Source organism: Kribbella amoyensis (assembly GCF_007828865.1).
Lineage (GTDB): Bacteria > Actinomycetota > Actinomycetes > Propionibacteriales > Kribbellaceae > Kribbella > Kribbella amoyensis.
The window spans coordinates 2,699,728-2,713,552 of sequence record NZ_VIVK01000001.1 but is presented as its reverse complement, the minus strand read 5'-3'; the positions used below and the strand labels follow the sequence as shown (position 1 = coordinate 2,713,552).

Here is a 13,825-nt window from a genome sequence, read left to right as displayed (position 1 = left end):
AGGGCTCAGGCGGCCGGCGGCATCAGGACCGAGTCGATCAGGTAGACCGTCGCGTTGGCGGTCTTCACGCCGCCGCAGATCACCTTGGCGTTGTTCACGGTCAGGTTGTCGCCCGACCCGGCCACGGTGAGCTCCTGCTTCTCGACCGTGGCGTGCTTACCGGCGACCGCCGTCGGCGCCAGCTGACCCGGCACCACGTGGTAGGTCAGGATCTTGGTGAGCATCGCGTCGTCGGTCTTGAGCGTGCCGAGGGTCTTGGCGTCGATCTTGGCGAACGCGGTGTCGACCGGGGCGAAGACGGTGAACTCGGCGCTGTTCAGCGTGCTGACCAGGTTGACCTTCGGGTTCAGCTTGCCCGACACCGCGGACACCAGGGTCTTCAGCAGCGGGTTGCCGGACGCGGCGGTCGCGACCGGGGCGGCGGCCATGCCGTCGATCGAGCCGGCCCCGCTCGGGTTGGCCTTGGCGTAGTCGGCGCAGCCCGGTCCGACCAGGCCGGCGGCGTTGTCCATCGACTCCGATGCGCTCGGGGTCTCCATCGGAGCCGACGACGAGCTGCTGGTGGACGGCGAGGACGAGCCGGACGAGTCGTCGCCGCCGCCACATGCTGCGGTTGCGAAGAGCAACGAAACGGCCGAGGCGGCGAGCGCTACCCGCTTGAGGGTGTGGGACATGGTCTTCTCCTTCGAAGGGTTTCGTACTGCGGTCCTGCAAGGGGCGACGAGGGTCCGGCGATCCGGCCGGGCGCCACCTGGGTTGCGATCAGGAGGAGTCGGCTATTCGACGATCACCACCGTGTTGTGCAGTCCGCTCGACCCGTTCGGCCGTGGCGGCGCACTCTCGTCCGTCTGCACTTCACCCGCACCGTCGGTCGCCCGGACGGTGAGTCTGTGGTTGCCCGACGTCGCGTTCCAGCGGAACGTCCACTGCCGCCAGGTGTCGATGGTGTCCTCGGCCGCCAGCGTCGCTTCCTGCCACGGTCCGTCGTCGACCCGCACCTCGACCTTGGCGACCCCGCGGCGCTGCGCCCACGCGACACCGGCGGCGACCGCGGGACCGGCCTTGATCCGGGCGAACCCCTTGGGCACGTCGATCCGCGACGAGGTCTTGATCGGCGCCTCCGCGGACCAGCCACGCTCGGTCCAGTACGCGGTGAAGTCGGCGAACCGGGTGACCTCGAAGTCCACGATCCACTTGGTCGCGGAGACGAAGCCGAACAGGCCCGGCACCACCATGCGGACCGGGAAGCCGTGGTCGAACGGCAGCGGCTCGCCGTTCATCCCGACCGCGAAGAGGGCGTCCCGGCCGTCGGTGAGCGCCTGCAGCGGCGTACCGATCGTGAGCCCGTCGACGCTGGTCGACTTCACCGCGTCCGCCCCGGCCTGGACACCGGCCTCGCGCAGGATCTCCGCGATCGGTACGCCGATCCAGCGCGCGTTCCCGACGTACGGTCCACCGACCTCGTTGGAGACACAGGTCAGCGTGATGTCGCGTTCGATCAGCCGGCGATCCAGCAGGTCCGCGAAGCTCAGCCGGAGCTCGCGGTCCACCATGCCGTGGATCCGCAACTCCCAGTTCCGCGGATCCACCTTCGGCACGGTCAGCAGCGTGTCCACCCGGTAGAAGGACTTGTTCGGCGTGACGAAGCTGCTCACCCCAGCCACGTCGACCGACGCCCCGGTCGGCACCGCCTTCGCCCGATCCACCGGCACCGGGATCCGGATGGCCCGCCGGGTGGCCTCATCGACTCCGCTAGGCAGGGTTCGCGCGGCAGCCAGGCCGACCGCGCCGGCAGCGCCGAGCGCGAGAGCCGTCCCCAGGAAACGCCGGCGATCAAAGCCCTCCGGCGCCTCCGCGGCACCGAGCACCGCGCGCGGCTTCCCCGCGACGACGATCTCGAAGACCGGCTCCCCGACGTCCGGCTTCTCGGCGGCCTCCGGCTGCTCCGTGGCTTCCGGCTGCTCGGTGGTGGCTTCGGCGGCGGCGACCTTCCGACGCACACCGCCGCCGAAGCGCCTGTGCCCCAGCGCGCGCAGTACCAGCACCATCCCGAAGGTTGCTATCAGCAACGTCACCACGCCGGGCAGGATCCTGAGCGCGAAGTTGCCCGCCAGCGACCGCCCGGTCGCCGCGGCCAGGATCGCCAGCAGCCCGAGCAGGACCGTCATCCCGAGCGCGACCCGCGGCCGCCGAGCGCCCAGGAACCCAGCCACCACAGCGAAAACCGCCACGGCGACCAGCACCCCGGCCACCAGGATCGGCTTGTCCGCGGTGCCGAGATTCTTCACCGCCCAGTCCTTCGCGGGTCCGGGCGCGAGGTCGATCAGCTGCGTCCCGACTCCGACCACCGGCGAGGTACCCCCGGCCAGTGCGGCGGTGAGTTCACCCAACCCGAGGCCGGCCCCGGCGGCCAGGAACCCGCCGAGCGCCGCATAGCCCCGATGAACCGAACTCATGCCGGTGCTTCGGACCACCACCGGACCCGGATAGGTCAAAACCCGAGAAAGTTGCCGCTGTCCCCCAGCCTTCGCTCGAACATCCTTACCGATCAAGGAGATCCGCCTCGTCGACCACCCGCCCGCGCCCGGACAATCGCCTACTACCTGAACAGTCAGGAATTAAGTCGGCAGCCTGAACCCGGAGAGCTAGGGGTGCTGGGGATTCTGCGGGTAGTGGCCGGGCCAGTCGGTGTAGCGGATGCGGGAGATGGAGCGGACCTCGCCGAGGGTGGACCACTCGTCTTTGCCGAGGCGGGCCAGTGGACGGAGGCGGCCGATGAGGGGATGGTTGCCGTCCAGGACCTCGGCGGCGATGGCGATCCGCCGGACCCGGCCGATGACGACGGTGGAGTCACCCAGTTCCAGCGTGGTGTGCAGGGTGCATTCGATCGCGACCGGGGATTCGGCGACGCGCGGGACCGCAACCGTCTGCGAAGGCTCGGTGGTGAGGCCGACGGCTTCGAATTCGGAGATGTCCGGCGGGAAGGTCGTGGCGGTGGCGTTGATCTGTTCGAACAGCGCCTCGGTGGCGAAGTTGACCACGAACTCGCCGGTCGCCTCGACGTTGTTGAGACTGTCCTTCCGCCCGACCGAGGTGAACTGCACCATCGGCGGACGCACACAGGCCACGGTGAAGAACGAGTGCGGCGCGAGGTTCAGCACGCCGTCGGCATCCATCGTCGACACCCAGGCGATCGGCCGCGGAACCACCACCGCGTTCAGCGTCGCGTAGAACTCTCTACTGCTCACGGCATCCGGGTCGAGGTCCACACGCACACCGCCAGTATGCCGCCGCCGGCTCCCCGACCGCCGCAGCCCCGGCCCGAGACCGTCAGCCACATGTGCGGTTCCCGCGGCAGAATTTCGCCCGGGGAAGAGGTTCAGCTACCAGTCAGGGCCGCGTGCAAGGCGAACAGGTCCAGCCGCTTCGGCCGCGTCGACCTCGGCGCCCTGTTGGCGAACGACGATCCGTCCTTCACGAGCCAGCTCCCCGGCCACCTCCCGTGCCGTCTGCATCAAGTCGCGCCACGCCTCGCCGCCGACGACCCGGGCGGCGTCGCTCGGGCAGATGGTCGCGTCGGCGCGACGGTGCCACAACAAGGCGCGCATCGTCGCCGCCAGCCTCGCCCGGCGGCCGTCGGACGTCGGTTCCCACCAGGGCTCGCCCCGTTCGCCCAGCGCGACTTTGGCGTCCTGCACTCGCGGACGAGCCGCGTCAGGATCGCTGCGGACGAGCCGGCGAGCTTCCATCAACTCGTCGACCAGTTCCTGACGCAACGCCGCCGGGACAGCAGGGTCACTGGCCCGCCACCGCCGGCCAGACACGATCACATACCGTCCGTCCGCCGTGGTGGTGGCGTCGTCATCGCTGGTCACGTGAGCCCTGTTCCCCTCAAAGCGATAAGAACCCCTTCAGCAGCGCCCCGGCGACCCGCCGCCACTGTCCGAGGTAGTCCCCGGTCGGTACCGCCTCGACCGGAACGGTCTCCTGCAGCTCACCTGGGTACCGAGTGGCGAGTCGTGACCTCACCTGGCGAAAGGAACACCTCGTGACCACAGTTTCGCGGACGTTCACCGTCCGGGCGGCCCCGGCGTCGTTGTCAGGTGTCCGGTTCCCGCAGCAGACTCGCGCGGGTGGATGAGTTGAGTGGGGTTTACGCGGTGGCCGGGCGTCACGGGGTCGCGGCCGGTGGTGTCCGGGAGTTGGTGGGCGGCGTTGCGAATCGGGTCTACCTGCTCGGCGACGACCTCGTGCTGCGGGTGCCGCGGACTGCCGAGTTTGAGAGCGATCTGCGGAAGGAGGTGCAGGTGATCCCCGGTGCGCGGCTTCTCGGCGTACGGACTCCGGCTGTCGTGGAGTACGACGAGTCCCAGGCGTTGATCGATGCGCCGTACGCGGTGATGGAGCGGGTTCACGGCACCGAGTTGGCGGACGACGCCCGGCCCGTGAACGGTTCCGGCCCGGCCGGTTCCGGAGGAGATGGGTTGTGGGGTGAGCTCGGGGTGCAGTTGGCCCGGGTTCATCGGATGGCACCGTCGGCGGTGGACGGGGTGCCGGACGACGATGGTGGGGATCCTTGGCGGATCGTCGACGAGTTGGCGCAGCGGGGGATTCTCGATCGGGCGGCAGCGGACGAGTTCGGTGGGTGGTTCCGGCGGTTGGCGGGGCGGTTCGACCGGGAGGCGCCGTACGTGCTGCTGCACGGGGATGTCGCGCCGCAGAATCTGCTCGTCGACGAGACCGGCGGATTCGCTGCGCTGATCGACTGGGGCGATGCGTCCTGGGGTCCGCGCGGGATGGAGTTCGCGAAGTTGCGGCTCGAGCAGGTCGCCGCGATCCTGCCGAGCTACCGAGCCGCCGCGGCAGCCGACGACCCAGGACGAGGCCGCCGGCCAGGCCCAGCGACCGAGTCGGCAACTGCCGACCACGAGCCCATCAGGTTTGCGGAAGGCGAGTTGGAGGCGGCGGCTCTGTGGTTCCACCTTTGCTGGGGGCTCGCCGGGCTAGGGCAGGCGGCGCCGCGGCCGGAGTACCGGCACTGGACGGCTCCCCCGGCGGCGCGGTTGCTGGGGGCACTGCGGTTCTTCGCCGGCGCTCCGTCGTCACCTTGGGCCGGGTTGGGATAGATCAAGAAGGTGAGTTGCTGGCACTGATCGACCGGGTTTCTGCCATAAAACAAGGGTTCGCGGACTTGTCCTGTCATGAGGCAGACTGAGGTTCCGTGACTGACTACGTAGCTGCTCAGGAGCGGTACGACGACCAGATGGCCTACCGGCGAACCGGCCGCAGCGGACTGCAGCTGCCGGCGATCTCGCTCGGCCTGTGGCACAACTTCGGCGACGACAAGCCGTTCGCGACCCAGCGGGACATCCTGCGGCGGGCGTTCGACCTCGGTGTCACCCACTTCGACCTGGCGAACAACTACGGCCCGCCGTACGGCTCGGCGGAGACCAACTTCGGCACCCACTTCGCGCGGGACTTCAAGCCGTACCGGGACGAGCTGATCATCTCGACCAAGGCCGGCTACGACATGTGGCCGGGGCCGTACGGGCAGGGTGGCGGGTCTCGCAAGTACCTGCTCGCCTCGCTCGACCAGTCGCTGTCCCGGATGGGGCTGGACTACGTCGACATCTTCTACTCGCACCGGTTCGACCCGGACACGCCGCTGGAGGAGACGATGGGCGCGCTCGACGCCGCCGTCCGGTCCGGCAAGGCGCTGTACGCCGGCATCTCCTCGTACTCCGCGGACCGGACCCGCGAGGCGGCCCGCATCCTGCAGGAGCTCGGCACGCCGCTGCTCATCCACCAGCCGTCGTACTCGATGCTGAACCGGTGGATCGAGGAGGACCTGCTCGACGCCGTCGGTGAGCTCGGGGTCGGCGTGATCGCGTTCTCCCCGCTCGCCCAGGGCATGCTGACCGACCGGTACCTGAACGGTGTGCCGGAGGGTTCGCGGGCGTCGCAGGGCAAGTCGCTGAACCCGGACACCCTGACCGACGAGACGCTGAAGCACGTCCGCGCGCTCGGTGAGATCGCCAAGGAGCGCGGTCAGTCGATCGCGCAGCTGGCGCTGGCGTGGACCCTGCGCGACGACCGGGTCACCAGCGCGCTGATCGGCGCGTCCAGCGTCGCCCAGCTGGAGGACAACCTGGCCGCGGTGAAGAAGCTCGGCTTCAGCACCGAGGAGCTGGACGCCATCGACGCCGACGCGGTCGAGGCGGGCATCAACCTCTGGAAGAAGAGCTCGGACAGCTGATCCCCCGGCCAGGCGCGCGAGCAGATCCCGCGCGCCTGGCCGTACCGGGTCCTCGCTCAGCTCACCTGCTCGGTGAGCGTCGCCTGCTCGGTGAGCGTGGCGGGCATGGGCATCGGCGGCATGCTCCAGCCCTGCGCCAGCGACGACGGGTAGGCGGGCCGGCCACCGGCGAAGTACTCGGTGAACTTCATGATCAACGGGTCCCAGCGGAGCGGGTCGATGTAGTTCTCGTGCTGCTCCATCAGCAGGTCCTCGCGGACCGAGACCTGCTCGACCTTCATCTCCAGCGCGCGCAGGGCCGAGTTCGGTCCGCCGATCGTGTGGATGGCGACGATCCGGCCCTCCAGGCTGATCGGGCACTCCGCCACCGCGTCGACGTCCACCAGGCCACCGGGTTCGCGGGTCAGCCCACCGGCGGCGAACTTGTCCGGCTCGTACCGGTAGCCGCGGCGCCGCTTCGCCTCCGAGAACTCGGTCGCCCCGGTCAGCAGCGCGATCCGGTCCAGCGCCTCGACCATCGCGGGATCGACCAGGTTGAGGATGCACTCCGGCCGCTCGGTCAGGTTGCGCACCGTCTGCGACCCCCGGCTCATCCCGAGCATCGCGCTGCGGTCCAGCCACCAAGCGGACGACATCGGGCCGAGGTTCGTACTGCCGTCGGGGTTGCGGGAGCTGATCAGTACCACCGGGGTACCGAAGTACAGGACCTTGGGTTCCACCACACGCTTCATGCCGATGGAACGCGCCCACGCCGAGATGTGTGAGGCCCGGCCCGCGACTACGGCGCGTGCCGAAGCGGTTGCCTGGGTACCGGGGAGAGGCGCAACCTGGAAGCAACCCCTCTGGAGGTGGTTGCGATGACCGCTTCGACGCTCGAACTGGCGCTCGGCTACGAGCACCAGCGGATCCGGGAACTGGCCGAGCCGGCACATCAGCCGGAGGCCTCCCGGCCGGATCGCCGGCACGAGACCGACTGGTTCTACGCCATCGCCGCGCAACACCTGGCCGCGGCGGAGGACGTCCTGCTGCCGCACGTCCGCCGCTTGCCGGACGGACGGAACCTGGTCGCGACGTACGTCGGCAACGCGAAACAGCTGGAGCGCTCGCTCCGGTTCCTCAAGGCCCGGCAGTACGGCGACAGCCGGGTCCTGCACCTGACCCAGGACGAGGTGTGGCAGGTGATCGACCGGCTGCTCGACGAGCACGAGACGCTCGAGGCGGAGTGCGGCCGGAAACTCGGGGAACAGCTCGACAGCCAGCACGTCAGCGTGCTCACCGAGGAACTGCTCAGCGCCGAGGAGGTCGCGCCGACCCGGGCGCATCCGTTCTCGCCGCACACCGGGATGACCGGCCGGCTCGCGCACAAGATGTGGCGCCTCGCCGACACGGCCTGGGACAGCGCCGAGGGCCGCGTGGTCCCGACGCGGTACCACGTCCACCCCAAACGCGACTCCGCGCTCTCCCACTACCTCCGCGGCACACCGATGCCCAACGGCCCCGAACCGCCGCCCGACCGGACCGGCACCGCGGACTAGACGAAGGCGTCTCCGGCGCCCCGGCGCAGAACGAAGGCCGGGCCCGGAACCGCCGGATGCCTCCGACGGCCGGGCCCGGCCGTCCCTCTCCCACTGCGCCTGGTGGTGGAAGAGGGGTGGTACCCGCCTCCGCTGCGCCTGTTGTGCGGAGGTGGGAGCGGTTCCCGTCTCCGCTGCGCCTAACGGCGGAGATGGGACCCTATCGCCCTCCCCCGCTGCGCCTGGTGTGCGGAGGAGGACGAATCCAGGGGGTTACTTGAGCGAGTCGATCGCCTTCTTCGAGCCGGGGTGCAGCGGCACCGGGTCGGTCTGGGCCGCGGTCTCCAGGGTGATGTCCTTGGCGGCCGCGTTCACCTGGACCAGCGCGTCCTTGTTCTCGTAAATCACCTTGGTCAGCTTCTCGGCCAGCTCGTCGGGCATGTTCTTCCGGACCAGCAGCACGTTCGGGACGATGATGGTCGCCACGTCGGCCGGCTGCTTGTACGCCGCGGCCGGGATCGTGCCCTCCTGGTAGATCGTGCCGTACTTCGACTGCAGCGCGGGCAGCAGGTCGGTGATCGGGATCAGCTTGACGTCCTTGCCCAGGCTCGTGGTCAGGTCGGTGATCCCACCGGTCGGGATACCGCCGGACCAGACCAGCGCGTCGATCGAGCCGCTCTTCATCGCGTCCACCGACTCGGGCAGACCGAGCCGCTGCGCGGTGATGTCGCGGGCCGGGTCGAGGCCGGCCGCGGTGAGCAGCCGGCGCGCGATCACCTCGGTGCCGGAGTTCGGCGAGCCGGTGGAGACCCGCTTGCCCTTCAGGTCGGCGATCTTGGTGATCCCGGCCGAGGCGCGGACCGCGACCTGGGTGTAGTTCGGGTACAGCCGGGTCAGCGCGACCACGTCCTGCGGCTGCTGGAAGCTGTTCTGGCCCTTCACCGCGTCGGTCGCGGTGTCGCCGAGCGAGAACGCCACGTCGTAGTTGCCGGCCACCAGGCCCTGCACGTTCTGCACCGAGGCGCCGGTCTCGCTCGCGGTGGCCCGGTACCCCTCGACCTTGTCGGAGATCACCTTCGCCATCGCGCCACCGAGCTGGTAGTACACGCCGGTGGTGTTGCCGGTGGCGATGGTGAGCCGGCCACCTTCGGTACCGGCACCGCCGGCGTCGGGTTCGCGCTGGCCACCGCAGGCGACCAGGGAGCAGGCGGCGGCGATCGCGACCACAGCGGCGGGGAGGCGACGGGTTCTCATCAGGTGAGGGTTCCTTCCTCTACGGCGGCGGCCTGGCGCTGCCGCCGGACCAGATTGATGACGACGGCAACGACTAGCAAACCGATTCCGGCCGCGATGGTTACGGGCGCGAGGTAAAGCAGCAGCAACGCGGCCGGAACGCAGAGGGCACGCTCGACCCAGCTGGTCCCGATCGCGATCCAGCCACCGGTCACCACGGCCAGCGCGGCGACCGCGAACATCGACACCAGCAACGTCCACAGCATGCCGACCAGGCTTCCCTGACCGAGCAGGTGCGAACCGTTGTCGGTCAGCACGAAAGCGAACGGCACCAGGAACGCGGGCAGCGTGTACTTCCACGCCTGCCACATCGTCGCCATCGTCCGGCCACCGGTGATCGCGGACGTCGCGACGGCGGCCAGCGCGGTCGGCGGCGACACCTCGGACAGCACCGCGTAGTAGAAGATGAACATGTACGCCTCGGGCTGGGTGACCCCGAGTTGTACCAGGGCCGGGGCGATGATCACGGCCGCGATGATGAACGACGCGGTCACCGGCACCGCTAGCCCGAGGATCAGCACCGCGATCGCCGACAGCACCACGGTCAGGATCAGCACCACGGTGGCGTTGTCGGTCAGGCCGTGGCCGGCGTCCACGATGATCTCGGCCAGGTTGAGCCCGAGCCCGGTCTGCGTGGTCACCGCGACGATGACGCCCGCGGTCGCGCAGGTCGCCGCCACCGGCAGCACCGAACGGGTGCCCTGGGCAAGCGCTTTGAACAGCGGCCCCGCGGTCAGCCGATGCTCCTTGTCCAGGAACGACAGCGCGAACTGGATGATCACCGCGTACACGACGGCCTTGAACGGCGGCACGTCCACCGCCATGAACGCGATGATCACGAACAGCGACAGGAAGTGGTAGCTGAACCGCAGCAGCAGCTTGCGGGCCGACTGCGTGGACGTCTCGGCGGACGTCGTCCCGTGCCGCCGGGCGTCCATCTCGATCGCGAGCAGGATGCCCAGGTAGTACAGGATCGTCGGGATCACCGCGTAGCCGAGCACGGTCAGGTACGAGACCTGCAGGAACTCGGCGATGATGAACGCGGCCGCGCCCAGGGTCGGCGGCGACAGGATCGCGCCGATACCCGCGGCGGCGAGCATGCCGCCGGCTGGTTCGGCCGGGTAGCCGGCGCGCCGCAGGATCGGCCACGACACGGTCCCCAGTGACACCGCGGTCGCTGTGCCCGAACCGGACACGCTGCCGAGCAGGAAGCCGGCCAGGGTGACCGTGCGGCCCGGCGCGGTCCGGCTGCGCTTGAAGGCGGCGAACGACAGATCGATGAAGAACTTGCCGGCGCCCGAGTAGTCGAGCACCGCACCGTAGATGGTGAAGAGCACGATGTAACTGGCGGCCACGCTCAGCGGCGTTCCGTAGAACCCGGCCGTGCCCATCGTGAACTGCGCGACGATCGCGTCGAAGTTGAAGCCCTGGTGCGCCAGCGACCACTGGTACGGCAGGTAGCCGCCGTAGTACGCGTAGGCGATGAAGACCAGGCTGACCACCGGCAGGACCCAGCCCGTGGTTCGCCGGCAGGCCTCCAGCAGCAGGACGAGGAGGATCGCGCCGACCAGGACGTCCATCGCCGTCGGCGCCTGCCGTCGCTCGAGGAAGCCGTCGAAGTCGCGCAGCGGGTAGAGACAGACCAGCAACGCGGCGACCGCGAGGACCCAGTCGAAGACGCTCGGGTCGTCGTGCGTCCGGGCCCGCTTGAACGGGTTCAGGAACGCGGGCAGCTTGCCGCCCCGATAGCACAGAAGCGTGATCGGAAGGACGGCTGCGAGAAAGATCACCAAGTAGAACTGGGTGCCGGCCGACAACGGGAAGAAGACCTGCGCGAGGACGCCGACGCTGACCACCGCGCACCAGATCGAGATCGCCTGGTCCAGGGCAGGGCGGAGCCGCCGAGCCGGCTTTTCCTGCTCGTACTCGGCCAGTTCGGATTCGGACGGCGCAGCGGGGCCCGCCCCGGTACCAATACCGACAGTCATGAAGCGGTGTCCTCCTGTGCTCGAAGGCTAGTGTGGGCGACCACGGCCTGGAGTCGCGTGATTACGTCTTTACCAAGATCTGACACAGATGAACGTCTCCTGCCCTACGATCACGGCATGAGCGGCGCGGTCAGGATTCTGTTGGTCGAAGACGATCTCGATATCGCCAACGCTCTGATACCTGCGTTGCGCCGGTACGGGCTGATGGTGACCCACGTACGGACGGCCGCGGACGCGTTGGCCGCCGACCCCGGCGACCTGGTCCTGCTGGACCTCGGGCTGCCGGACGGGGACGGCATCAACGTCTGCCGGCAGATCCGGACGGTGTCGGACGTGCCGGTGATCGCGGTGACGGCGCGCGGTGAGGCCGCCGACCGGGTCCGCGGTCTGCGCAGCGGCGCCGACGACTACGTGGTCAAGCCGTTCGCCATCTCCGAACTACTCGCCCGGATCGACGCGGTACTGCGCCGGACCGGGCTGCTCCAGCCCCGCCCCCGGGTGACGGTCGGCGACCTGACCGTGGACATCGAGGCCCGCACCGTCCAGGTCGCGGACAAGCCCATCAGCCTGACCCGCAAGGAGTTCGACGTGCTAGCTGTGCTGGCCGCACACCACGGCCGGGTGGTACCGCGAGAACAGGTCGCGCTGTACGCCTGGCAGTCCGTCTTCGAGGCATCGTCGCGCACGATGGACGTGCACGTCGCGAGTCTGCGGGCCAAGCTCGGCCGGCCCGAACTCGTCCAGACCATCCGGGGCGTCGGTTATCGCCTGGGTTCGGACTGACCGTTGCGCCGTCGCCTGCTGCAGTCCCTCGTCCCGATGGTCATCATCCTGGCCGTCGTCGCCGCCGTCCCGCTCGCCAACTACATCGCGACCAGCACCTCGCGCACGCTGTTCCTGTCCCGGAGCAACGACGCGGACTGGTTCGCCACGATGGCCGAGTCCCCGCTGCAGTCCGGCGACATCGCCAGCCTGCGCGAGCTCGCCGTCCGGTACCACCAGCTCTACGCGACCCCGGTCTTCGTCGTCGACGTCGACCGCCGGGTGATCGCCACCTCGCGGTCCGGCGTCGACGTGAAGGAGCCCGACCTCAAGGTCGCGCTGGACAGCACCCTGGCCGGCCGGCTGCCCGCCGAGCCGGCCGCGCTGTGGCCGTGGCGCTCCGGTGAGATGGTCGTCGCACGGCCGGTCGTCAACAACGGCCGCGTGCTCGGCGCCGCGGTGCTGCGGGTACCGACCGAGAAGGGCCGCGACCAGGTCGAGCGCGGGCTGCTGCTGCTCGTCGGCGGGCTGCTGATCGCGATCGGCGCCGTCGTCATCGGCATCGTCCGGCCGATCACCCGCTGGGTACTGCGGCCGCTGAACGACCTGGACAACGCGACGCACCAGATCACCCGCGGCGCGCTGGACACCCGGGTGTCCACCGACGGCCGCGCGCCGGAGCTGCGCCGGCTCGGCGACAGCTTCAACTCGATGGCGCTCAGCCTGCACCAGGCGCGGCAGCGTGAGCGGGAGTTCGTCGCCGACGCGTCGCACCAGCTCCGGACCCCGCTGACGTCGGCCCGGATCCACATCGAGGGGCTGTCCCGGCTGTCGCCGACGGCCCGGTTCGCGCTCAGCGACATCGACCGGCTCGGCCGGATCGTCCAGCGGCTCTCCCGGCTCGCCGGCGCGGACCGCCCGGGGATCGAGGCCGAGGGCAGCGAGGCACCGCTCGACCTGGCGCAGGCGGTGAAGGAGCGCCTGGTCGGCTGGAAGGCGGTGTACGCGGCCGACGACCTGGAGCTGATCATCGGCGAGATGGTCCCCGGCGGGGTCGCCCCCGAGCTCGAGGTGGACGACATCCTCGACGTCCTGCTCGACAACGCGGCCAAGTACGGCGCGCCTCCGGTCGAGGTCTCGGTCCTGCGGGACGGGACCGAGGTCGTGATGGCGGTCCGCGACCACGGCCTCGGACTGGGCTCCCGCGATCTGAAGAAGGTGGGCGAGCGCTTCTGGCGCAGCGCCCACCACCGCGAGATGCCCGGTACCGGTCTGGGCCTGGCCATCGTGCGTTCCGAAGCCGCCCGCGTCGGCGGCCGCGTCGTCGCCCGTCCCCCGATCGGCGGCGGCCTGGTCATCGAGGTCCGCGTCCCCCTGATCGACGACTACGAGGACTAGGTCGAGCGTTGCGTCCCGGGTGAGACGCTTCAGGCTGGAGCCCAGTCCCGCCGGAGGAGGCCGTACACCCACGAGTCCGAGACGTCGCCGTTCACGATGCAGTCCTCGCGCAGGGTTCCTTCGTGGACGAAGCCGAGCTTCTCCAGGACGCGGGCGGAGGCCACGTTGCGCGTATCGGCCTCGGCCTGGACCCGGTTCAGGTCCAGGGTGTCGAAGGCCCACCGCAGGACCGCGCGAGCCGTCTCCGTCGCGTACCCATGACCCCACGCCGCCTCGCCGAAGCAGTAGCCCAGCGACGCGCTCCGGAAGTCCGGGTTCCAGCTGGTCAGGCCGCACCAGCCGATGAACGCCCCGTCGGATTCCACGGCCAGCCGCGCCCCGGCACCGTCCTCCTCCAGCTGCCGGCAGGCCTTGATGAACCGCTCGGCGCGCGCGGGCTCGGTCCACGGCGGCGAATCCCAGTACCGCAGTACGTAGGCGTTGCTGTGCAGCGTGAAGAGCGCATCCGCGTCCGCATCGTCGAACGGACGCAGCCGCAGCCGCTCGGTTTGCAGCGTCGGGGTAGGCAGTGACATACCGCTATCTTGCCGCCCAGGCGACGCCCGGTCCCCCGA

13 protein-coding genes are annotated in these 13,825 nt (G+C 69.8%); 5 read left to right on the top strand and 8 right to left on the bottom strand.

The window, feature by feature from the left end; genetic code table 11:
• Positions 1-5: 5 nt before the first annotated feature.
• The 4 genes from FB561_RS12875 to FB561_RS12860 all read right to left on the bottom strand — a co-directional run bounded on the left by FB561_RS12875 (position 6) and on the right by FB561_RS12860 (position 3,875).
• Positions 6-674, bottom strand: coding sequence for a fasciclin domain-containing protein (locus FB561_RS12875; protein ID WP_145806361.1), 669 nt, complete (start codon positions 672-674; stop codon positions 6-8).
• A 102-nt stretch (positions 675-776) separates the two neighbouring features.
• Entirely contained in the window at positions 777-2,456 is a 1,680-nt protein-coding gene (locus tag FB561_RS12870; protein WP_145806358.1) for a molybdopterin-dependent oxidoreductase, read from the bottom strand.
• 189 nt (positions 2,457-2,645) lie between these two features.
• Positions 2,646-3,248, bottom strand: coding sequence for a flavin reductase family protein (locus tag FB561_RS12865; RefSeq protein WP_238334791.1), 603 nt, complete (start codon positions 3,246-3,248; stop codon positions 2,646-2,648).
• Between the two features lie 135 nt (positions 3,249-3,383).
• Positions 3,384-3,875: a DUF3253 domain-containing protein gene (locus FB561_RS12860; protein WP_145806354.1), complete on the bottom strand. Its 492-nt coding sequence runs from the start codon at positions 3,873-3,875 to the stop codon at positions 3,384-3,386.
• A gap of 258 nt (positions 3,876-4,133) precedes the next feature.
• On the opposite strand from FB561_RS12860, the gene FB561_RS12855 reads away from it, so the two are divergent.
• Both FB561_RS12855 and mgrA read left to right on the top strand, forming a co-directional pair.
• A complete protein-coding gene (locus FB561_RS12855; protein ID WP_170284651.1) occupies positions 4,134-5,126 on the top strand; it encodes a phosphotransferase family protein in 993 nt (330 codons plus the stop codon).
• Between the two features lie 95 nt (positions 5,127-5,221).
• On the top strand, positions 5,222-6,256 hold the full coding sequence (gene mgrA / locus FB561_RS12850; protein WP_145806350.1) for an L-glyceraldehyde 3-phosphate reductase: 1,035 nt from the start codon (positions 5,222-5,224) through the stop codon (positions 6,254-6,256).
• Positions 6,257-6,312: 56 nt separating this feature from the next.
• On the opposite strand, the gene FB561_RS12845 is transcribed toward mgrA, so the two are convergent.
• The gene (locus tag FB561_RS12845) at positions 6,313-6,975 is read right to left on the bottom strand and encodes a flavin reductase family protein (RefSeq protein ID WP_238334790.1); all 663 of its coding nucleotides are present in this window, start codon (positions 6,973-6,975) and stop codon (positions 6,313-6,315) included.
• Between the two features lie 138 nt (positions 6,976-7,113).
• Between FB561_RS12845 and FB561_RS12840 the strand changes: the two genes are divergently transcribed.
• Positions 7,114-7,791, top strand: coding sequence for a hypothetical protein (locus FB561_RS12840; protein WP_145806346.1), 678 nt, complete (start codon positions 7,114-7,116; stop codon positions 7,789-7,791).
• Between the two features lie 252 nt (positions 7,792-8,043).
• Here FB561_RS12840 and FB561_RS12835 read toward each other — a convergent pair whose 3' ends face one another.
• Together FB561_RS12835 and FB561_RS12830 are read right to left on the bottom strand one after the other, a co-directional pair.
• Positions 8,044-9,024 (bottom strand): TAXI family TRAP transporter solute-binding subunit, encoded by a 981-nt coding sequence (locus FB561_RS12835; RefSeq protein WP_145806344.1) that lies wholly within the window; start codon positions 9,022-9,024, stop codon positions 8,044-8,046.
• Positions 9,024-11,051 (bottom strand): TRAP transporter permease, encoded by a 2,028-nt coding sequence (locus FB561_RS12830; protein ID WP_145806342.1) that lies wholly within the window; start codon positions 11,049-11,051, stop codon positions 9,024-9,026. The genes FB561_RS12835 and FB561_RS12830 overlap by 1 nt, the downstream gene beginning before the upstream one ends.
• Positions 11,052-11,168: 117 nt before the next feature.
• Here FB561_RS12830 and FB561_RS12825 point away from each other — a divergent pair, with 117 nt between their 5' ends.
• A complete protein-coding gene (locus tag FB561_RS12825) occupies positions 11,169-11,834 on the top strand; it encodes a response regulator transcription factor (RefSeq protein WP_012918592.1) in 666 nt (221 codons plus the stop codon).
• A gap of 3 nt (positions 11,835-11,837) precedes the next feature.
• Positions 11,838-13,211 carry a sensor histidine kinase gene (locus tag FB561_RS12820; RefSeq protein ID WP_238334789.1) on the top strand — a complete coding sequence of 458 codons (1,374 nt, stop codon included), beginning with the start codon at positions 11,838-11,840 and terminating at the stop codon, positions 13,209-13,211.
• Between the two features lie 29 nt (positions 13,212-13,240).
• Here FB561_RS12820 and FB561_RS12815 read toward each other — a convergent pair whose 3' ends face one another.
• On the bottom strand, positions 13,241-13,786 hold the full coding sequence (locus tag FB561_RS12815) for a GNAT family N-acetyltransferase (protein WP_145806340.1): 546 nt from the start codon (positions 13,784-13,786) through the stop codon (positions 13,241-13,243).
• Positions 13,787-13,825 lie beyond the last annotated feature (39 nt).

Coding starts and splice junctions, on each gene's coding strand:
- FB561_RS12870 (WP_145806358.1), bottom strand. CDS start 2,456: ATGAGTTCGGTTCATCGGGGCTATGCGGCGCTCGGCGGGTTCCTGGCC.
- FB561_RS12840 (WP_145806346.1), top strand. CDS start 7,114: ATGACCGCTTCGACGCTCGAACTGGCGCTCGGCTACGAGCACCAGCGG.
- FB561_RS12815 (WP_145806340.1), bottom strand. CDS start 13,786: ATGTCACTGCCTACCCCGACGCTGCAAACCGAGCGGCTGCGGCTGCGT.
- FB561_RS12830 (WP_145806342.1), bottom strand. CDS start 11,051: ATGACTGTCGGTATTGGTACCGGGGCGGGCCCCGCTGCGCCGTCCGAA.
- FB561_RS12875 (WP_145806361.1), bottom strand. CDS start 674: ATGTCCCACACCCTCAAGCGGGTAGCGCTCGCCGCCTCGGCCGTTTCG.
- FB561_RS12835 (WP_145806344.1), bottom strand. CDS start 9,024: ATGAGAACCCGTCGCCTCCCCGCCGCTGTGGTCGCGATCGCCGCCGCC.
- FB561_RS12825 (WP_012918592.1), top strand. CDS start 11,169: ATGAGCGGCGCGGTCAGGATTCTGTTGGTCGAAGACGATCTCGATATC.